Below are 18,000 nucleotides of genomic sequence, written 5' to 3'. Positions count from 1 at the left end.
ATTAGCCTTTCGTTAACCACGTCTATTTAACGTTTGTTCAGAACTGCAGGCCGTGTCAGCCGCGTCGGAGCTAATCATGAACGAACAGTTTCACCTCGTGGTGGCGACGCCCTGCTTCGGCGGGCAGGTCTCGAGCATCTATGCCAGCTCGATTTTTCAGCTGCAGCGGGCCGTGCGCTCCAAATCAAACATCGACCTCAAGGTCCTGATGCGGGATGGCGACGCGCTGATCACGCGGGCGCGTGCCAACCTGGTGACGATGTTCCTCGACGATCCCACCGCAACCCATTTCCTGTTCGTGGACGCCGATATCGGCTTTACGCCCGACCAGGTGTTTCGGCTGATCGAATCCGGCGCGGACGTGGTGGCCGGCATCTATCCGATCAAGCGGGTCAACTGGGACAAGGCAAAGCGGGCGCTGCAGTCCAATCCGTCGAAAGCGCCGTCGGCGGCGCTGGATTACGTGCTCGAATTCGACGATCCGGACAAGGTCGTCGTCGTCAACGGTTTTACGCAGGTGCGCTACGCCGGAACCGGCTTCCTGATGATCAGGCGGCACGTCCTGGAAAGGATGTGCGAACATCCGGCCTACGCATCGCTGCAGTTTTTCCGCGAACATTCTGCCGACGCCCTCGCCGGAAGCCCCAACCGCTTTGCGCTGTTCGAGTGCATGATCGATCCGAGCACCGGGACTTACCTCAGCGAGGATTTCGCCTTCTGCAAACGCTGGACGGATATCGGCGGCGAAATCTGGGCGGATTTTGAAAGCCGCCTCGATCACGTCGGTCCGTCCGTGTTTCATGGCGATCTCTCCTCGCAATTTGCGACGGCTGCAGCCGTGCCGAACGCTGCGTGAGTGATGTTGACGCCGCCGCTCTGCAGGCTCCGCTTACACGGTACATGCATGGCCTTGCTGGACGCGCGCCGCGATTGTTGTCCATCCCTGGAGTTGCGACATGCAGCCTGATTTCGAAGCGCCGATCGCGACCGCCAAGCTGCCGTGCGCGGACCGGATCGGATTTGCCAGGCTCACGACGATGGCATTTAACGGGACCGATCTTCGCCCGTTGCGGGATGAGCTGATTTCCAAGGTTGCCGGCGGAACCGCGGACGCCGGTGAGGGGCTCGACCTGTCGCTGATCGCGCAACTGCTAGGCGACAAGCCGACGGGACTGGCCATCCAGGCAGAAGTACTTGCGTTTCACCAGTTGTTCCGGTCTCCTTGCGCGGCCGAACAGCCGAAACTGCGCGTCCTCGCCCTGGCGGCCTCGATCGACATGGGTGGCAACACGCCCATCGAATTCCTGCTCGAGGACTCCGCGATCGAGTTGCTGACGCTTTATGTCGTGGCCGGAGTCCCGCTGCCGGTACCGCTGCCCGATCATGACATTGCGATCGTGATCGCTTCCGACTCGGAAGAATGCCGCGATGCGCTCCGCATCATCGATCAGGCGGCGGCTGGCTGGCCGCGGCCGATGCTCAATCCACCGCGCCTCGTTGCAAATCTGGACCGTGACAAATTGCATAATTTGCTGCGCGGGATCAAAGGACTCGATATTCCCGCAACCGTATCTGTGACCCGCGCGCAATTATCGGACGCGTCCAGGCCGGATCCCAAGTCGGATCTTCTGCTTGCCGATGTTGCGCCGGAACTCCGGTTTCCGTTGATCGTCCGGCCGCGTGGTTCGCATGCCGGCGTCGGGCTGGCCAGGATTGACGGGCCGGCTGCGATAGACCGATATCTTGCCGAAAGAGCCGAGCAGGAATTCTTCGTCTCCCGCTTCGTCGATTACGCCAATGATGACGGTCTGTTTCGCAAATATCGAATAGTTGTCATCGACGGCCGCCCGTACGCCTGCCACATGGCGATCGCAGACCGGTGGGATATCTGGTACCTGAACGCGAACATGGCATTCAGCGCCGGCAAGCGGCTCGAAGAAGAGAGCTTCATGCGCGACTTCGAAACCGCCTTCGCGGGTCGCCATCAAGACGCGCTGGCCGCAATGGCGGAGAGGGTAGGGCTCGACTATTTCACCATCGACTGTGCGGAAAACAAGCGCGGGGATTTGCTGATATTCGAAGCGGACAATACCGCCGTCGTGCACAACATGGATTCGCCGGATCTGTTCCCCTACAAGCCGCCGCAGATGCGCAAGATCTTCGACGCGTTCGCCGCGATGTTGTATCGCCGGTCCCGCCCGGGCCGCGAGCAGGCCGCGTGACAAAAATGGTGCGCGAAGCATTGCTGCAATCCGAGTCGAGCCACACCCTCGACCCGCAAGACTGGGACGCGATTCGCGCACAGGGTCATCGCATGCTCGATGACATGATCGACTACATCGCCAACATTCGCGATCGCCCGGTCTGGCAGCCGATACCGGATGACGTTCGCGCGCGGTTTCGCGCCGAGCTTCCGCGTCAGGCTTCCGAGCTCGGCGACGTCTATCGGGAGTTCACCGATTTCGTCGTACCCTACGCGACCGGCAATGTTCATCCGGGCTTCATGGGATGGGTGCATGGCGGCGGTACCGCCGTCGGCATGCTGGCGGAGATGCTGGCTGCCGGACTGAATGCCAATCTCGGCGGACGCGATCACATTCCGATCGAGGTCGAACGTCAGGTCGTGGAATGGACCCGCCAGATGCTCGGCTTTCCGAACGAGGCGAGCGGCATTTTCGTCACCGGCACATCGATGGCAAATCTGATGGCGGTGCTGGTGGCGCGGACGACAGCACTTGGACAATCGGTGCGGCAGTGCGGCGTCGAAGGCGCGGCGCTGACGGCCTATACTTCGAAGGCGGCGCACGGCTGCATCACCAAGGCGATGGATATCGCCGGCTTTGGCAGCGACGCGTTGCGGTGCATCGAAGTCGATCGATTCCACCGCATCGACGTTGCCGCGCTGCGGTGCCGGATTGCGCTGGACCGCGAGGCCGGCTTGAATCCCTTCCTCGTCGTCGGCTCGGCGGGGACGGTGGACATCGGGGCCATCGATGATCTTGTGGCGTTGAGCGCGCTATGCCGTGAAGAGGGGCTCTGGTTTCACGTCGATGGCGCCTTTGGCGCGCTCGGAATTCTCTCGCCGGTACTTGCGCCGCGGCTCGCCGGCCTAGAAAGCGCGGATTCGATCGCGCTTGATTTCCACAAATGGGGGCAGGTGCCCTATGACGCCGGCTTCCTGATTGTCCGCGACGGCCAGCGGCATCGCGACACGTTTTCGTCGCCGGCGGCGTATTTGCGCCGCGAGACGCGGGGGCTTTCCGCGGGCTCACCCTGGCCTTGTGACCTCGGCCCCGATCTGTCGCGGGGCTTTCGGGCGCTCAAGACCTGGTTCACGTTGAAAACCTTCGGTACGGAACGGTTGGGAGCCGTCATCACGCGCACCTGTGCGCTTGCCGGATATCTGGAATCCCGTGTGCTGGCTGAGCCGCGGCTGGAGCTGCTTGCGCCGGTGCAGCTCAATATCGTTTGCTTCCGTTACCGCGCCGCGGATTCCAACAAGGTCAATGGCGATATTGTCATGGACATTCAGGAATCCGGGATAGCGGCTCCCTCGACGACGCTCCTCGATGGCGAACTCGCCATACGTGCGGCTATCGTCAATCACCGCACCGAGGCCCGCGATATCGATGCACTGATTGCCGCGGTGCTTGAATTTGGCGCGCGGCGCTCAGCTTCCGAAGACGGCGCAGTGCCGGAATTAGAGCAATCTCCACCGCTGGCAATGTAGGCGATTATTTTGGGCGGAACGGCGAACTGCCGTTCACGCCTCGGTCGTGCCGAGCAGCCTTGTTGTGGCGTTACGCCGATTTGCGCTCGTCGCCGGCGTCCTGCGGGCGTTTTGCAGCTGCAATCAGCTTCTCTTCATGGGCGATCAACTTCTTCGACTCTTTCAGCGCGTGATAGAGATCGCCGTTCAGGATGTGGTTGTTGATCCCCTCGATGAAGGGCCAGCCGCTGGGCATGGCAGTCAGGATGTCGCGGACCAGGCTGAAATAGGTCGGGTGCTGGGCCATCGGATCCGGCGCAAGATACATCAGCTGCACCGCGAGATAGACCAGCTTGGCCGGGGTGTCGGCGGACTCGGGTGTCAGGATATCCTTCTCGCGCAGGATCGGAATCCGGTCGCCGTCGATCAGCAGCCGGGCGCGCTGATCGGTGTTGGTGACCACGCAAGCGCCGATGATGATTCGTTCGTGCGGCTTGAGCTCGACTTTTAAGGCCATGCCTGTTCTCCGTTGTCGCTCTTCGCGCAGATTATCGATGCCCGCCGGCCGATTCGCATCCTTTCTGATGATGGTTAATCATTGGTAAATGCACGATTAGTGCAATTGTGGCGCGGGTAAACGCGAAAGGTCCGCAGGAAGCGGCCAACAGCCAGGCGCTGTCGACCCGCCAGTCGATCGCGGTGCCCGCGCTGTCGCTGGCCAACCAGAGCCAGCAGAGTGTGCCGCAGCTCCTGCGCTCAGAGGCAACGATCAAAGCGGCGGGGGATACCCCGCCGTTTTTCTTTCCAGGTGACAGGGCGAAACCATCGCCTTTTGTCGGATAGCGGACACATTGATAATCGCCGCTAACCCTATTTAAAGGCACCACCTGTATGAAAGTTAAGCAGTCTTGAAGCCCCGCGGCCTGCGATCCGCTCCCACCGAGGTTATTGAATGTCCAATGCAGCCCAAGCCTACGCCCGTGCGTCACAAGCGACATCTTCTCCGCGTGAAATAGAGGCGCAGGCGCTGCTGAAAGCTGCACGGCAACTCCAGGAAGTTCAATCCAACTGGGCCGGTCCCGGCAAGGCCATGGAAAGCGCGCTGCTGTTCAATCGCCGGCTGTGGTCGATCTTCATGAGCGCGGCTCAGACCGACGAAAATCCCCAGCCGATTGAGATCCGTCAGAACATCGCCAATATCGGCGTGTTCGTGATGAAGCAGACGGTGGATATGCAGATGAACCCGGATCCGGCGAAGTTGAAGTCGCTGATAGACATCAACTGCAACATCGCTGCCGGCCTGGCGGGCCGGGGCTGAAATTCCGGTCACGGCGACGGAGGAGCAGATGGTCGACCTGATGAGCATCCTGTCGGCCAACTACAAGACTGTTGGGCTGACCGTCCCCTCCAAGACCTCCTATGTAGCAGTCGATCCCAAGCTCTATCAGGGCACATGGACCGGAAAATACGCCAACAGCAAGACGTTCAAGATCACAGTCTCGAACGTGTCTGGCTTTCGCGCCAAGGTGCATTACCAGAGCGACGCCACCAGCAAATATCAGGATGTGCTGGTCAAGGATCAGTCGTTCCGGATCGGGGATACCAAATTCATCCTGACGAAAGCTGGAACGGCGCTGATCAAGAACGTCGTCACCGACCCCGCGACCGGATCAACCTATCTCGACACGGCCTACGCGACGCAATCCAGCTGATGATCAGACCTTCCGCCTCCTAAGCGCTGCGGTCGGTGGCGCGCAGACGCGGCGGCGCCTCTTTGGTCAGGTCGAGCGCGTGGAAATAGGCGCGGCGCCGCAGCACCGCTTCGTCGGGAAACTGTTTCACCACCTGGCTCGTCCGGTTGTCCACGACCTGATAGACGACCGCGGCGGCGTCGCGGTCGATGAACACCTGGTTCGATAGCGAACCATTCGATAGCGAATCATTCGAAAGCGAAACGGTGACGGCGTCGGAATCGCTGGCGGCGCGCGAACTCGCGTCCGTTGCCGTGACGCTCTGGCTCGCCGGCAGATCGGTCTTGACGGCATGCTGGGCCGCATCGTTCACGGGTTGAGCGATCGGTGCGGCGACCGGTGCCCCCACCGGCTTGATGCTGAAATCTGTACTCATGGTGCCTCCTAGCGCGACGGCACTAGCTTGCTCGAGTCAAATCCCAACCCCTCACGGACCGCAACTATACGGGGCACCTCTCAACGCGGAGTTAGAGAACGCGCTGAATGCCGCGCTGACGCCTGCGCACGGATTTTATGAAAAATGTAAATGTTGGATCAGAGCGAACGGCTGACCGCCAGCGGCGTGATGTGGCGCGGTCCCGGCGTCGCGTGCTGTCCGGCGGCGGTGTAGGTATTGGGGATGTTGCGGCGCTGGATCTCGGCATTGACGCCGCGCACGATGCCTTCGGAAACCGCATGCGCGGTCGCAAGCACGGTGAGATTGATCTGCAGCATGGCGCGGAAGGTGTCGTGATGGCGCCGCAGCGTGGTCAGCAATTCGGGCGATACCTGCGCCAGATAGTTTTGCCCCGTTCTCAGATTTTCCAGCGCAATCATATAGCGGCGTGACAGACCGGACTTCTCCTCCGCCAGCATCATCGCCTCGCGCACCTTGCCGGCGCGGACCAGTTCGGTCTCGCGCTCGATGATGCCGAGCAGCGCGCTCATCACGTCCATCAGCTCTTCCGCAAGCCTGCGGGCCTCGACGGGTGTGGAAATCACGGCCTTCGGCGCCGCAATCGGTGCGGGGGCCGGCCTTGGTTGAGGGCGTTGATTCATGTCGGGCTCCCTTTGGATCAGCCGGCGCGGTTGGCTTGCTGCAGGATCAGCGTGCGGAACACGTCGTTGGAAATCCCGACGCCGCCGGCTTTCGCGAACGATTTCGAATATTCGTCCGTCAGCATCGAGCGCCACACTCCGGTGCCCGGCGTATCGCCGAACGGGCCGTCGCCCTTGATGCCGCTGGTCATCTGCGAGAACATCGAATTCAGGAACATCGCTTCGAAGTCGGTCGCCGTCGCCTTGGCCTTTGCTTGCGCCTGCGGCGAGACCTTGCTCAGCGCCTCTGCGAACTGCGGATCCACACGGCCGTTGAACATCGGCATGACCGCTTTCGCGGGCATGCTGCCGGTGGTGCTGCTGACCAGGCTGCTCTGCATCACATCACCTCGATGTCGGCCTGGATCGCGCCGGCGGCCTTGATCGCCTGCAGGATGCCGATCAAGTCGCGCGGCCCGATGCCGAGGCCATTGAGGCCGTCGACGAGCTGCTGCAGCGAGACGCCGTCTTTCACGACCGCCAATTTCTTGCCGTCCTCGGAGACGCTGACGCTGCTGCGCGGCGTTACCACGGTTCGGCCCCGCGACAGCGGATTGGGCTGGCTGACCTGCGGGCTTTCCGAAATCGTCACGGTGAGATTGCCTTGCGCCACCGCGACGGTGGCGACGCGGACGTCGCGGCCCATCACGATGATGCCGGAGCGTTCGTCGATCACGATCTTGGCGGCGAGATCCGGTTCGACCTGCAACTGCTCGATCTCGGTCAGGAAGGCGACGACGTTGCCCTTGAATTCGGCGGGAATCGCCAGCTGCACCGTCGAGGGATCGATCGGTTCGGCGGTCTTGACGCCGAGATAGTCGTTGACCGCGGCTGCAATGCGCTTGGCGGTGGTGAAGTCGGCGTTGCGCAACGCCAGCCGCACATTGGGCAGGCGATTGAGCGCGAACTCGATCTCGCGTTCGATGATGGCCCCGTTGGCGATGCGGCCGACCGTCGGCACGCCGCGGGTGACGCTGGCAGCGGCGCCTTCGGCCTGGAAGCCACCGATCGCAAGCGAGCCTTGCGCCACCGCATAGACGTTGCCGTCGGCGCCGAGCAGGGGGGTAACGAGCAGGGTGCCGCCCATCAGGTTTTTGGCGTCGCCGAGCGCGGACACCGTGACGTCCATCCGGGTGCCCTGGGTGCCGAACGCCGGCAGATTGCCGGTGACCATGACGGCAGCGACGTTGCCGGTGCGGATGGTGGCGCCGCGGATGTTGACGCCCATGCGTTCCAGCATCGCCTGCAGCGATTGCTTGGTGAAGGGAATGTTGTTCAGCGTGTCGCCGGTGCCGTTGAGGCCGACGACGAGGCCGTAGCCGATCAGCTGGTTCTGCCGCACGCCTTCGATATTGGCGAGGTCCTTGATCCGCGAGGTCGCACTTGCTGACATGGCCGACAGCGCCAGCGCCAACAGCGCGGCGCAGGCCAGCCGAAATACTCTTGCCGTACGGATGCCGGGCATCCTGTGCTCCCCTTTGGGTCTTCCAGCGGACCGCGCGACACTCCCATGACGGCGATCCAGCATTAACTATGCGAGATCGGTGCCACGCCGCGCCGCGCAGGCAATGTATTGATATATTTATGGAAATTGTCGCGAGCTGGTTTGGCTCCGATTGGCCAGCACGCGCGAAACTGCCGCCTGGCGGCAGATTTTGCCGGGTCGTTTACGCGTCATTAACCATAACAAGGCGAAGCTCTCGCCACTCCATCCTGCGGGATCATGACGATGCGCATCTACGGACCGAACGGCACCACGCTTGGATCGCCCGCGAGCAACACGCGGCGAACCAGCTCGAGCGGCTTTTCGCTGCCGGATACGCCGGCAGCACCCGAGGAGACCCGTTCCGCCACCGCGCCGAAAGCCACCACCAGCCTCGACGGGCTGCTGGCCCTGCAAGGCATCGAGGATCCGACCGAACGCCGCAAGCGCTCAGTCGCGCGCGGCAAGGGCGCGCTCGACGTGCTCGACGACCTCAAGCTCGGGCTGCTCTCCGGCAATCTCAATGCCTCCACCGTCCACCGGCTGCGCGATGCCGCCGCCAATCTGAAATCCTCCTCCGGCGATCCCGGCCTCGATGCGGTCCTGTCCGAGATCGAGCTCCGCGTCGAAGTCGAACTCGCCAAGGCCGGGCAGGTCTAGATCGATCCTGCATTTCGTGGCCTCATGGTTCTCCCGGCGATGCGAAGCATCGTCCGGAGACGCGCGGCGTTGCCGCGCTCCTCACCATGAGGGTCTCAGATCTCATCCTGAGGAGCGCTGCGACAGCAGCGCGTCTCGAAGGATGAAGCCACGGAGCCGGAAGATGCGCTCTCCCGACACATCGTCTCACGCCGCGACCTGCTTGCGCTGCGCGTCGTAGCGCCGTTGCGCATTCAAAACTTCCTTCAGGTTGCTTTCCGCCCAGTCGCGCAGGGGATCGACGGCGCCGGCCAGCGTGGTGCCGAGCGGCGTGATCGAGTATTCCACCGTCACCGGCACGGTCGCGATCGCGCGGCGGCGGATCAGTCCGTCGCGCTCGAGACTCTTCAGCACCTGCGACAGCATTTTTTGCGAGATGCCCTCGATCGCGCGGCGGAGCGCATTGAAGCGCATCGGCTCGTCGCGCACGAGCAGCAGGATCAGCACCGCCCATTTGTCGCCGACGCGATCCAGGATCTGGCGCGTCGGGCAATCGGCCGAATAGGCGTTGGCGACTTTCATCATCGTTCTCCTGATAGTTCTCTTTGGCGGTTACTCCGGCGTAATCAGGTGACCCCAAAGTGCTCTCTTAACACTTACACGCTTTTCGTTATCTAGTCTCCATTGGATACCATATCCCTGAGCCAAGGAGACCTTCATGAAAATCGCCGTCGTCGGCGCCTCCGGCAATGCCGGTTCGCGCATCACCGCCGAACTCGCCCGCCGGGGCCACAGCGTGACCGCCATCGCCCGTAACCCCGAAAAAATCGCGGCCCAGGCCAATGTCACGGCGAAAAAGGGCGACGTGCTGGACCAGGCCGGCCTGGCCCAGCTTCTGGCCGGGCATGACGCCGCGATCAGTTCGGTGCATTTCCTCGACAGCGACCCGGCCAAACTGATCGGAGCTGCCCGCAATTCCAAAGTCGGCCGCTACCTCGTCGTTGGCGGCGCCGGCAGCCTGGAAGTGGCCCCCGGCGTCCGGCTGGTGACGACGGAGGGCTTTCCCGCCCAATACAAGGCCGAGGCCGCGAAGGGGGCTCACTTCCTCGACCTGTTGGGGAAGGAAAAGGAGCTGAACTGGACCTTCCTGTCGCCCTCGGCCCTGTTCACCGCAGGCGAGCGGACCGGCAAGTTCCGGCTCGGGACCGACCAGCTTTTGACCGCCCCCGACGGGAAAAGCTGGATCTCCTTCGAGGACTTCGCAGTTGCACTCGCCGACGAAATCGAGCGTCCGGCCCATATCCGCCGGCGCTTTACGGTCGGCTATTAGGGCGCCGGGAACCAGATCCGGCCCGCCCCGGTCGGGCCGGAGACGATTGTCTGTGCAAGGTCTTGGGGAGGTACCTCCTTTCCCCTGGGGCCGATATTGTCTGTCACAACCCGCCGCTATATAAGGCGCGCGCGGACGGACCTTTTTGCCCGCCGCCTTGTACGTGAAGATGGGCTGGCCTTGGAAAAGTTGAAGAATTATCGACCCTCCGAAAAAGAGCCTTTCATGAACGACCGCCAGCGCGATTATTTTCGCGCCAAGCTTCTGGCGTGGAAGGACGAGATCCTGAGGGAATCGAAGATCACGCTGCAGACCCTGCAGGAAGAGAACGTCAATCATCCCGATCTGGCTGATCGCGCCTCTTCCGAAACCGATCGCGCCATCGAACTGCGCGCCCGCGACCGCCAGCGCAAGTTGATCTCCAAGATCGACGCCGCGCTGCAGCGCATCGAGGACAACACCTACGGCTATTGCGAGGAGACCGGGGAACCGATCTCGCTGAAGCGGCTGGAAGCCCGCCCCATTGCAACGCTGTCGGTGGAAGCGCAGGAACGCCACGAAAAACGCGAGAAGGTTTACAGGGACGAGTAGGGCGTGACCGCCGCGTGCGGTCATTTTGTTGTGTAGAACGGAAGGCTGCCGCTGATGGACAACAATCTCGCGGCCGCGAAAGTCATCGCGAGCGCCCGCCGCAAGCGGACGAAGCTCGATTCGCTCCCGCCTGACATCGCGCCGCGCGACGAGGCGGAAGGCTACCAGATCCAGCGCGCGGTCCACGACCTGCTGCTGCCGCAGTTCGGCGCCATGGTCGGCTACAAGATCGGCTGCACCAGCGCGGTGATGCAGCGATATCTCGACATCCCCCATCCCTGCAGCGGCGGCGTGTTCGCCAAGGGCGTCTACGAGAGCGGCGCGCAGCTCAAGGCCGGCGACTACATCCAGGTCGGCGTCGAATGCGAGATCGCGGTGCGGCTGGCGCGCGATCTGACGCCATCGGAAGCGCCGTTCACCGCCGAATGGGTGCACGAGTCGATCGAGGCCTATCACCCCGCGATCGAGATCGTCGACGACCGTTACGTCAAATGGGAAACCATTGGCGCGCCGACCCTGGTGGCGGATGATTTCTTCGGCGCCGGCTGCGTGCTCGGCCAACCCGTCGCGCGATCGGCCGCGCCTGATCTCCTCAACGTCGTCGGCCGCGCCGTCATCAACGGCAAGGAAGCCGGCCGCGGCACCGGCGCCGACGTGCTCGGCCATCCGCACAACGCACTCGCCTGGCTCGCCAATCATCTGGCCGCCGATGGCCGCGGTTTGCATGCCGGGCAGATCGTGCTCACCGGAAGCCTGGTGAAGACGGTGTGGCTCAACGCGGGCGACAGCGTCGTGATAGAGCTGTCCGGGCTCGGCAACGTCGCCGCTGATTTTCGGGGTTGAGAAAAACTCATGAAAGCGCAGGAGAGCGTTCCGTCGGTGCGCGAAGAGGATGCCGCCGGCGAAATCGCTGAAATCTTTGCGGACATCCGAAAGGTGCTCGGCACCAACGTCGTCAATCTGATCTGGCGCAATCTCGCGACCATGCCGGGCGCGCTGCGATGGACCTGGTCGACGGTGCGCCCGCTTTATCTCGGCGACGCGCCGCCGCATGCCGAGGCCGTCCGGCGCACGATCGCGTTGCCGGATCTGCCCGGCTTCTCCGAGGACACGTTGCTCGCTGCCGGCATTTTGCCGCCGGACCAGATCATCATCCGGCAGGTGCTGGACAGCTATCAATACACCAATGCGCTGGCGCTGGTCGTATTGTCGGCGCTGCTGGCGCGTTTCGAACCAAAACCTGCCGAACCCGTGCAACCGGCAACCGCCGCGCCAAAACCGTTGGGCGTGAAAATACCCGAACTGCCGCCGATGGACGCGCTCGACCCCGAGGTGGCGCGGCTGGTCGCGGAATTGAACGGCTTTGGCGAAGACACGCAACCGCAGCTGATCGCCAGCATGTACCGCCATCTGGCCTATTGGCCGGCCTATCTCGCGCTGGTCCGAACGCTGCTGGTGCCGCCGCACGCCGACGGCCGGCTGCTCGCGCTGACCAACGCCACCCGCGCGCTCGGCCATGCCCATGGTCAGATGCTCGCCGCGCAATTGAAGCCTGCCGCGCCGCCCGACGCGCTCGCGGATGCGCTCGCCTCCTGCCGCCTGTTCGTCGAGCATCCGATTGCGCGCATGACCGGGCTCTGCGCGTTGATCCGCCGCGCCACGCCGGCATGATGGCGGACTGATATTCTCAATCGATCAATTTCACCTTGCCGTCGCCGAGGCGATAGACGCCGCCGACGATCTTGATTTTGCCGTCCGCGACCGCGGCGCTGAGGATCGGCGTCGCCGATTTGAGCTTTGCGACGACGTCGACGACGTTCTGCCGGATGGCGTTGGCAAGCTTGTCGCCGGGCTTGTCCATGGTCGCTTTCACCGCGGGCGCGAGCGCGGCAACCAGCGACGGCAGATGGCCGGGCAGGGTGGTGTTGTCCTTCAGTGACTTGATCGTCGCATCCACCGCGCCGCAACTTTCGTGGCCGAGTACCAGTATCAGCGGCGAGTTGAGCACGGCGACGCCATATTCCAGGCTCGCCACCGTGTCGTCATTGGCGAAATTGCCCGCGACCCGGCAGACGAACAGATCGCCCCGGCCGCTGTCGAAGGCGTATTCGGGCGCAATGCGCGAATCCGCGCAGCTCAAAATGCTGGCGTAGGGATTTTGCCCGCCGGCCAGCGCTTCCCGCTCATGCGTGAAATCGTGCCGGCGCGACACGCCCTCGACATAGCGTTTGTTGCCCTTCATCAGACGCTTCAGCGCCGCGTCCGGCGATATCTCGTTCTGCGGCTTCGGCGGCGGTTTTGTCTCCTTGGCAAAGGCCGGCGGCGCCAACGCAAGACCGGCGGCGATCCCGCCGGCGAATTGCAGGAAGCGGCGGCGTGAAGTTGTCTCGGGCGCAACAGCGTCGCGGGCATCGCACAGTCGGCACATGGCGGTTCTCCTTGGCGAGAATGAAGGCGAAAGCAAGTTCGAAAACAACGTCAAGTTTTATGCCATTGCGTACGCAGCGAAGCAATCCATAGGACCTACGGCGAAGAGCCTCCCGCGCATGCGGGGGATCCAGTACGCCGCGGCTTCTCGGTTCTATCGCCGACGTCTCGGGAATACTGGGTCGCCGGGGCATAGGCGAGCGGGAGCGACGCCGTCCTTCGGACGGCTAAGCCGGACGATGACAACTGAGAGAATGGTACGGCCCCCTCCGGAGGCGGGACCCGGTGGCTCCTCGCAATGACGGTGCCCTAATTCCACGTACAACTCCGCGTTCTCGCGGCGCGATCTGCCCGAGTCTTGCAAATCATTTCGCCCAAAAAAGAAGAGGGCGCAGGGAAAGCCGGGTGCGCGCTGCACCCGCGGTCTCGCGTGCAAGATGTGCACAAGAGCACGCACACGAGCATACAGGTTCAGCGGAGAGCATCCGGCCTTCCCTGCGCAATGGTTTTACGGCTTATATCGCGCTCTCCCCGGCGACGAATTCGTCTTGTCACCGTCGTCAGCGGATTAAGGTGTTGCCAGACCCGGTCGGGTTGACATCGCCTCCGCCGACTTGACACCAGCAACGGGTGCCAGGACCACACGGTTTTGCCGTACGCTTCAGCGCCGTCGTCTGCGTGCCGGTGATCGCTCACGGGAAACCCGCCCTGCGATTCCGTTTCGCGCCCAACGCTGCTGCGTCCACCGCATCCCATCCCAACGACCGTGACGATCATGATACGCCCCTCTTGCGGGATAGGATGGGGCGAGCTTCTATCGGTGATTTGCCCGACGGCGAAAGCGAAATATTTTTGCGAACAGGGCTGGACAGGATTTGACTGATTTGCCCGTCGGGCAAGTGCCCCCTGCTTCAACTCGCCTCTTTCTTGGCCATCGGCGGCAGACTACGCTGGTGTTGCCGCCGAGCCAGACAAGCTAAAATATGCGGTGGAAAGCGATGCCGCAGCCAGCGCCCGTGAACGCCGCGAATTGCTGGCTATGCTCGGCGGATCGATCGCCGCGGCGCTAGCCGCGTCGGTCCTGGCGCCGCGCACTGCCTTCGCACAAGAGGCCTGGCCGGCGCGGACGGTGCGCTACGTCAACGGCTTTGAAAGCGCGCTACGCCGACCTCGGCGCCACGCCCTAGCCGACCTCGCTGGCCGGGATCAAGGCATTTCGTGACGCAGAGGAAGTGTGGCTGTTGCCGATCATGCGGGCCGCCGGGATCAAGCCGCAGTGAAGGGGTGGTCGAAACCAGCGACCCTCGATTGGTGCGGAGCTTACGTTTCAACGAGTCGTGTCACGAAACCCCGGATGTCGCTTCGCCCATCCAAGCTGCGCTTGCTTCCCTCGACGCGCGGCTATTCGGGCGTTGACAACAGCATCGGCCGGCAACTTCCGCTGGTCTGTTAACGGATTTTCTATATAGAGTGCGCAGGGACAACCGGAAATTTTGCGCGGCTGCGGCGGTTCCAAGGTTCGAAATATGGCGTCGGCACAACAGCTTATCGGGCTCATCAAGAGCCATGCTGAAGGCGATGAGGATCGATTCTTCGACCTCGCTATGCAGCTTGCTGCCGCCGAGGCCCAAAAGGGTCACAAGCGTTTGGCCGAACAGCTCCGGCAGTGGGCCGAAGCGAGCAAAACTCCACCCAACAGAACAAACCTTTCCAAGCCGACGCCGCTTGCGGCGCCACGGGGAGACCTCGCTGGGTTACTTAGCGCAAGCTATCCTACGACGCGCTTGAGCGATGTTATTCTTCCATCTCATCTCGGAGACGAACTCGCTCACGTTGTTGTTGAAACCCGGATGACTGAGCAGCTTGAATTGAAGGGCCTTCGGCCCCGTCGAAGGCTATTGCTCGCCGGACCTCCAGGGACAGGAAAAACGCTCACCGCTGCGGCGCTCGCCGGTGAGCTCAAGTATCCGCTGTTCACTGCGTTGCTGCATGGGTTGATCACGAAATTTATGGGCGAAACGGCGCAGAAGCTTCGGATGGTGTTTGATGCCGTCCGGACGACGCGGGGGGTGTATCTATTTGACGAGATAGACGCTCTGGCGGCAGCGCGTGGTGCGGAAAACGACGTCGGCGAGGCTCGACGGATTCTCAATTCTTTTCTTCAATTTCTGGACGAGGACACCGGTCCTTCGATTGTTGTTGCCACAACGAATCTTCCACAGATTTTGGATCGCGCCATCCTTCGGCGCTTCGACCTAGTCCTACCGTACGAGATGCCCGCCGGACCTGCGATCGAGAAGGCGATGCGACGCAGGCTAGGTGGATTCGACGCTCGTGAGGTGAATTGGTTCGAGGTCGCAAACAATGCCGTGGGGTTGTCGACGGCTGACGTCGTCGCTGCGGCGGAAGATGCTGCGCGCAGGTCCGTGCTTGGCAAATCAAACTTGATAGAGACCTCTGCGGTCATCGCGTCCCTTGAACGTCGGCGCTCATTGCATGGGATAGGGGTGGATGTGAATGCCGAGGGATCTTCAACACTTCATACTAAGCGGTCTGGGGCAGGCAGAAAAATTCAAGGCCAAGGGCGGCGGATCGACCAAAAGACCAAGTGATGTGCCCAGTAGGGCGCTGCATGCTCAAGCCTTGCTTCGGGCACTCGATGCCCTTCCAAATATTACGGGCGACGCAAGACCGGGCGTCTACCTAGAGATCCAAGGTCGTCCCGGCGAAGTTATGATCACAAAGGGGCTGAATGCCAGTGACCTGACCCTGCTGGCGGCCGAGCCAGGAAATCCAGAGGAAAACCAGCCTCCGAAAGCGACCGTCTTTGCCTCGGCTCGGGGCTTGGACAAACTTCGTCACAAGATCGAAGATTTCGCCGAGAAAAATCGTACAAAAAAAGACGGCTCCGAACGTCGCCCCTACAATGCCGACCTCGTGCAGGGCATTGGCGCCATTGTTGAAGCCGGACTTCGGGCCTTGTGGCGTAGTCCGGATGCAAGGTTTCCGGAGGACGACGGCGCAAAGCCGTGGGAGATTTGGCTAGACAATTCGCAAGCCGAAGAATTTATCGCTCGTGCTCCCGAATTTGGGGTAGCGGTCGGGGCCGATCGCCTCGAATTTCCTGAAGACCTCGTCATTATTGCTAATGCGACGCGCGATGCTCTCGCGTTCGCCGTCCGCCGTGTAGCTGGTGTTCGAGCTCTTGCCGCCCCCACCGTTACCGCTGATTATTTCGATGCGATGGAAATTGAGGAGCAGACAGAATGGCTCGGTGCCTTGCAGGGCCTGACAACGTTCGAAGCAATTGATGACCCGACCTATATCACGCTTCTCGACAGAGGCGTCAGTCGCTCTCATCCTCTCATCGCACCCGCTTTGAACGGTGCCGATCGCCACGCAGCCGATCCTGCGTGGGGCGTAGAAGACAGTGTCGGTCACGGTACTCAATTGGCCGGCTTGTCGCTCTATGGCGATCTGACGATTGCACTACAGAACATGATGCCGATTCAAATACGACACCGCTTAGAGTCGGCAAAAATCATACCTGACGCTGGGCACAATCCCCATCACCTGTTGGGCGCAATGACTCGCGCGGGTATCAACGCGGCGGAAACCGTCGCCGATCGACGGCGCGCATTTGCGATGGCAAGCACGACTCAGGACGACACGCCGCATGATGGGGCACCGACCTCTTGGTCGAGCGAAATTGACCAATTGATAGCCGGTACCTCAGGCCTGAAAAAGATTCCGCGTCTCTTCCTGGTCTCGGCGGGAAACACCAATCAGAATCTCTTTGGAAATTGTGACTATCTGTCGACCTCCCATCATCCCGACAATGAAATAGAGTCGCCTGCGCACGCCTGGAATGCCATTTGTGTTGGTGCCTACACAGACAAGATTGTTTTGCCTCCCGGAGAACCGGGAGTCCCTCTTGCCCCAGCCGGCGATCTTGCCCCATCGTCCCGGACCGCGAGTTGGTTATCATATTGGCCGATCAAGCCGGACGTTGTTTTTGAAGGCGGAAACTGGGTCGTCGACGGTCTCCCTCCGCCGATGGGCCACTCAGCGCTCTCGCTGCTTACGACAGACCACCAATTTCCTTTGAGAGCGTTCACTACGTGTGGCGAAACCAGCGGTGCAACGGGCTTGGCGGCGCGGGCGATCACCGAGCTGTGGTCGGATTATCGTCACCTCTGGCCGGAGACCATTCGTGGGCTCTTCGTGTCCTCGGCACGTTGGACCCAGCAAATGCGGAGCCATCTGCCGGCGAATCCGGCGAAGGGAGACTATGGCCCGCTGTTTCAACGCTACGGTTATGGCATTCCAGATATGGAGCGGGCGCGGAGAAGCGCGTCCAATGCGCTCACGCTGATTGTGCAGGACATGATCACGCCGTATCGGAAAAGCGACAAGGCAAGTGCCGAGCATATTCACAACGAAATGAAACTGTTCGAGCTTCCGTGGCCGGTGGAAGAGCTGCGCAAGCTCACCAATACCCCCGTAACATTGAGAGTAGCTCTGAGTACGTTCATTCAGCCAAATCCTTCCGAACCAGCGCGTGGCTCGAAATTTCGCTACGCCTCACACAATCTGCGCTTCAAACTGAATCGGCCCAATGAAGGGAAACCGGAGTTCCTTGCGAGAATCAGTAAGATCGCCGAACAGCCCGACGGGCCCGTCGTTGAGGAGAATGATGGCTGGATATTCGGGCAGAATCGGCGGGACGTCGGCTCGATTCAAATCGACGAGCTGAGCTGCCCCGCGTCAGATCTCGCTCGTCGCAACTTACTCGCCGTTCATCCAGTCGCTGGATGGTGGAAGACCAAAACAATGCAAAATCCTGAAAAGCAGTCGGCGCGCTTCGCGTTGGTGGTCGAGATAGATGCCGGCACTGTTGAGGCGAATTTGTATGCCGAACTAAAAGCGGCAATCGATAATCTCAATGTCGTAACAACAGTCGTTTGATCGTTTTTGTATTGATTCCGGAAAC

20 protein-coding genes are annotated in these 18,000 nt (G+C 61.7%); 13 read left to right on the top strand and 7 right to left on the bottom strand.

The genetic code is table 11. From position 1 onward, the window contains the following. Positions 1–76: 76 nt before the first annotated feature. The 3 genes from V1289_RS04180 to V1289_RS04170 all read left to right on the top strand — a co-directional run bounded on the left by V1289_RS04180 (position 77) and on the right by V1289_RS04170 (position 3,730). Entirely contained in the window at positions 77–856 is a 780-nt protein-coding gene (locus V1289_RS04180; protein WP_334395753.1) for a hypothetical protein, read from the top strand. Positions 857–956: 100 nt separating this feature from the next. Next, positions 957–2,222, top strand: a complete 1,266-nt coding sequence (locus tag V1289_RS04175; RefSeq protein WP_334395752.1) for an ATP-grasp domain-containing protein — start codon at positions 957–959, stop codon at positions 2,220–2,222. Between the two features lie 5 nt (positions 2,223–2,227). Next, entirely contained in the window at positions 2,228–3,730 is a 1,503-nt protein-coding gene (locus V1289_RS04170) for a pyridoxal phosphate-dependent decarboxylase family protein (RefSeq protein WP_442896165.1), read from the top strand. Positions 3,731–3,800: 70 nt separating this feature from the next. Here the strand turns inward: V1289_RS04170 and flbT are convergent, their stop codons facing one another. Beyond that, on the bottom strand, positions 3,801–4,226 hold the full coding sequence (flbT, locus tag V1289_RS04165; protein WP_309178151.1) for a flagellar biosynthesis repressor FlbT: 426 nt from the start codon (positions 4,224–4,226) through the stop codon (positions 3,801–3,803). Positions 4,227–4,333: 107 nt separating this feature from the next. On the opposite strand from flbT, the gene V1289_RS04160 reads away from it, so the two are divergent. The 3 genes from V1289_RS04160 to V1289_RS04150 all read left to right on the top strand — a co-directional run bounded on the left by V1289_RS04160 (position 4,334) and on the right by V1289_RS04150 (position 5,421). Next, on the top strand, positions 4,334–4,552 hold the full coding sequence (locus tag V1289_RS04160) for a hypothetical protein (RefSeq protein WP_334395750.1): 219 nt from the start codon (positions 4,334–4,336) through the stop codon (positions 4,550–4,552). 109 nt (positions 4,553–4,661) lie between these two features. Next, a complete protein-coding gene (gene flaF, locus V1289_RS04155; protein ID WP_334395749.1) occupies positions 4,662–5,027 on the top strand; it encodes a flagellar biosynthesis regulator FlaF in 366 nt (121 codons plus the stop codon). Positions 5,028–5,055: 28 nt separating this feature from the next. Further along, the gene (locus tag V1289_RS04150; protein ID WP_334395748.1) at positions 5,056–5,421 is read left to right on the top strand and encodes a hypothetical protein; all 366 of its coding nucleotides are present in this window, start codon (positions 5,056–5,058) and stop codon (positions 5,419–5,421) included. Positions 5,422–5,440: 19 nt separating this feature from the next. On the opposite strand, the gene V1289_RS04145 is transcribed toward V1289_RS04150, so the two are convergent. From V1289_RS04145 to V1289_RS04130, 4 genes are all read right to left on the bottom strand, one after another. Beyond that, positions 5,441–5,836: a hypothetical protein gene (locus V1289_RS04145; protein ID WP_334395747.1), complete on the bottom strand. Its 396-nt coding sequence runs from the start codon at positions 5,834–5,836 to the stop codon at positions 5,441–5,443. A 158-nt stretch (positions 5,837–5,994) separates the two neighbouring features. Next, positions 5,995–6,498 carry a hypothetical protein gene (locus tag V1289_RS04140; protein WP_334395746.1) on the bottom strand — a complete coding sequence of 168 codons (504 nt, stop codon included), beginning with the start codon at positions 6,496–6,498 and terminating at the stop codon, positions 5,995–5,997. 17 nt (positions 6,499–6,515) lie between these two features. Next, complete coding sequence (gene flgJ, locus V1289_RS04135; RefSeq protein WP_442895942.1) at positions 6,516–6,878, bottom strand: flagellar assembly peptidoglycan hydrolase FlgJ; 363 nt, start codon at positions 6,876–6,878, stop codon at positions 6,516–6,518. Continuing rightward, on the bottom strand, positions 6,878–8,002 hold the full coding sequence (locus tag V1289_RS04130) for a flagellar basal body P-ring protein FlgI (RefSeq protein WP_309178144.1): 1,125 nt from the start codon (positions 8,000–8,002) through the stop codon (positions 6,878–6,880). Before V1289_RS04130 ends, flgJ begins: the two co-directional genes overlap by 1 nt. Before the next feature lie 264 nt (positions 8,003–8,266). On the opposite strand from V1289_RS04130, the gene V1289_RS04125 reads away from it, so the two are divergent. Further along, positions 8,267–8,680: a flagellar assembly protein FliX gene (locus tag V1289_RS04125; protein WP_334395745.1), complete on the top strand. Its 414-nt coding sequence runs from the start codon at positions 8,267–8,269 to the stop codon at positions 8,678–8,680. Positions 8,681–8,866: 186 nt separating this feature from the next. Here V1289_RS04125 and V1289_RS04120 read toward each other — a convergent pair whose 3' ends face one another. After that, positions 8,867–9,241: a winged helix-turn-helix transcriptional regulator gene (locus V1289_RS04120; protein WP_074274667.1), complete on the bottom strand. Its 375-nt coding sequence runs from the start codon at positions 9,239–9,241 to the stop codon at positions 8,867–8,869. 136 nt (positions 9,242–9,377) lie between these two features. Here V1289_RS04120 and V1289_RS04115 point away from each other — a divergent pair, with 136 nt between their 5' ends. From V1289_RS04115 to V1289_RS04100, 4 genes are all read left to right on the top strand, one after another. Beyond that, positions 9,378–9,989 (top strand): NAD(P)-dependent oxidoreductase, encoded by a 612-nt coding sequence (locus V1289_RS04115; RefSeq protein ID WP_334395744.1) that lies wholly within the window; start codon positions 9,378–9,380, stop codon positions 9,987–9,989. A gap of 225 nt (positions 9,990–10,214) precedes the next feature. Beyond that, positions 10,215–10,580 carry an RNA polymerase-binding protein DksA gene (gene dksA / locus V1289_RS04110; RefSeq protein ID WP_092509290.1) on the top strand — a complete coding sequence of 122 codons (366 nt, stop codon included), beginning with the start codon at positions 10,215–10,217 and terminating at the stop codon, positions 10,578–10,580. Positions 10,581–10,634: 54 nt separating this feature from the next. Beyond that, positions 10,635–11,423: a 2-keto-4-pentenoate hydratase gene (locus V1289_RS04105; protein WP_334395743.1), complete on the top strand. Its 789-nt coding sequence runs from the start codon at positions 10,635–10,637 to the stop codon at positions 11,421–11,423. A 9-nt stretch (positions 11,424–11,432) separates the two neighbouring features. Continuing rightward, positions 11,433–12,251 carry a hypothetical protein gene (locus V1289_RS04100; RefSeq protein WP_334395742.1) on the top strand — a complete coding sequence of 273 codons (819 nt, stop codon included), beginning with the start codon at positions 11,433–11,435 and terminating at the stop codon, positions 12,249–12,251. Between the two features lie 16 nt (positions 12,252–12,267). On the opposite strand, the gene V1289_RS04095 is transcribed toward V1289_RS04100, so the two are convergent. Continuing rightward, complete coding sequence (locus tag V1289_RS04095; RefSeq protein ID WP_334395741.1) at positions 12,268–13,008, bottom strand: carbonic anhydrase; 741 nt, start codon at positions 13,006–13,008, stop codon at positions 12,268–12,270. 1,525 nt (positions 13,009–14,533) lie between these two features. On the opposite strand from V1289_RS04095, the gene V1289_RS04090 reads away from it, so the two are divergent. Continuing rightward, the gene (locus V1289_RS04090) at positions 14,534–15,619 is read left to right on the top strand and encodes an AAA family ATPase (RefSeq protein WP_334395740.1); all 1,086 of its coding nucleotides are present in this window, start codon (positions 14,534–14,536) and stop codon (positions 15,617–15,619) included. Beyond that, positions 15,525–17,975, top strand: a complete 2,451-nt coding sequence (locus V1289_RS04085) for a S8 family peptidase (protein WP_334395739.1) — start codon at positions 15,525–15,527, stop codon at positions 17,973–17,975. The genes V1289_RS04090 and V1289_RS04085 overlap by 95 nt, the downstream gene beginning before the upstream one ends. The last annotated feature ends 25 nt before the right edge of the window (positions 17,976–18,000 follow it).

The sequence above is a fragment of the Bradyrhizobium sp. AZCC 2289 genome (assembly GCF_036924615.1).
GTDB lineage: Bacteria > Pseudomonadota > Alphaproteobacteria > Rhizobiales > Xanthobacteraceae > Bradyrhizobium.
Note: the sequence above shows the minus strand (reverse complement) of the source record. Positions and strands in the feature narration are given on the sequence as shown.

Bases quoted from the DNA above. Each gene is read 5' to 3' on its own strand.
- V1289_RS04180 (WP_334395753.1), top strand. From the start codon at position 77: ATGAACGAACAGTTTCACCTCGTGGTGGCGACGCCCTGCTTCGGCGGG.
- V1289_RS04175 (WP_334395752.1), top strand. From the start codon at position 957: ATGCAGCCTGATTTCGAAGCGCCGATCGCGACCGCCAAGCTGCCGTGC.
- V1289_RS04170 (WP_442896165.1), top strand. From the start codon at position 2,228: ATGGTGCGCGAAGCATTGCTGCAATCCGAGTCGAGCCACACCCTCGAC.
- flbT (WP_309178151.1), bottom strand. From the start codon at position 4,226: ATGGCCTTAAAAGTCGAGCTCAAGCCGCACGAACGAATCATCATCGGC.
- flaF (WP_334395749.1), top strand. From the start codon at position 4,662: ATGTCCAATGCAGCCCAAGCCTACGCCCGTGCGTCACAAGCGACATCT.
- V1289_RS04150 (WP_334395748.1), top strand. From the start codon at position 5,056: ATGGTCGACCTGATGAGCATCCTGTCGGCCAACTACAAGACTGTTGGG.
- V1289_RS04145 (WP_334395747.1), bottom strand. From the start codon at position 5,836: ATGAGTACAGATTTCAGCATCAAGCCGGTGGGGGCACCGGTCGCCGCA.
- V1289_RS04140 (WP_334395746.1), bottom strand. From the start codon at position 6,498: ATGAATCAACGCCCTCAACCAAGGCCGGCCCCCGCACCGATTGCGGCG.
- flgJ (WP_442895942.1), bottom strand. From the start codon at position 6,878: ATGCAGAGCAGCCTGGTCAGCAGCACCACCGGCAGCATGCCCGCGAAA.
- V1289_RS04130 (WP_309178144.1), bottom strand. From the start codon at position 8,002: ATGCCCGGCATCCGTACGGCAAGAGTATTTCGGCTGGCCTGCGCCGCG.
- V1289_RS04125 (WP_334395745.1), top strand. From the start codon at position 8,267: ATGCGCATCTACGGACCGAACGGCACCACGCTTGGATCGCCCGCGAGC.
- V1289_RS04120 (WP_074274667.1), bottom strand. From the start codon at position 9,241: ATGAAAGTCGCCAACGCCTATTCGGCCGATTGCCCGACGCGCCAGATC.
- V1289_RS04115 (WP_334395744.1), top strand. From the start codon at position 9,378: ATGAAAATCGCCGTCGTCGGCGCCTCCGGCAATGCCGGTTCGCGCATC.
- dksA (WP_092509290.1), top strand. From the start codon at position 10,215: ATGAACGACCGCCAGCGCGATTATTTTCGCGCCAAGCTTCTGGCGTGG.
- V1289_RS04105 (WP_334395743.1), top strand. From the start codon at position 10,635: ATGGACAACAATCTCGCGGCCGCGAAAGTCATCGCGAGCGCCCGCCGC.
- V1289_RS04100 (WP_334395742.1), top strand. From the start codon at position 11,433: ATGAAAGCGCAGGAGAGCGTTCCGTCGGTGCGCGAAGAGGATGCCGCC.
- V1289_RS04095 (WP_334395741.1), bottom strand. From the start codon at position 13,008: ATGTGCCGACTGTGCGATGCCCGCGACGCTGTTGCGCCCGAGACAACT.
- V1289_RS04090 (WP_334395740.1), top strand. From the start codon at position 14,534: ATGGCGTCGGCACAACAGCTTATCGGGCTCATCAAGAGCCATGCTGAA.
- V1289_RS04085 (WP_334395739.1), top strand. From the start codon at position 15,525: ATGCCGAGGGATCTTCAACACTTCATACTAAGCGGTCTGGGGCAGGCA.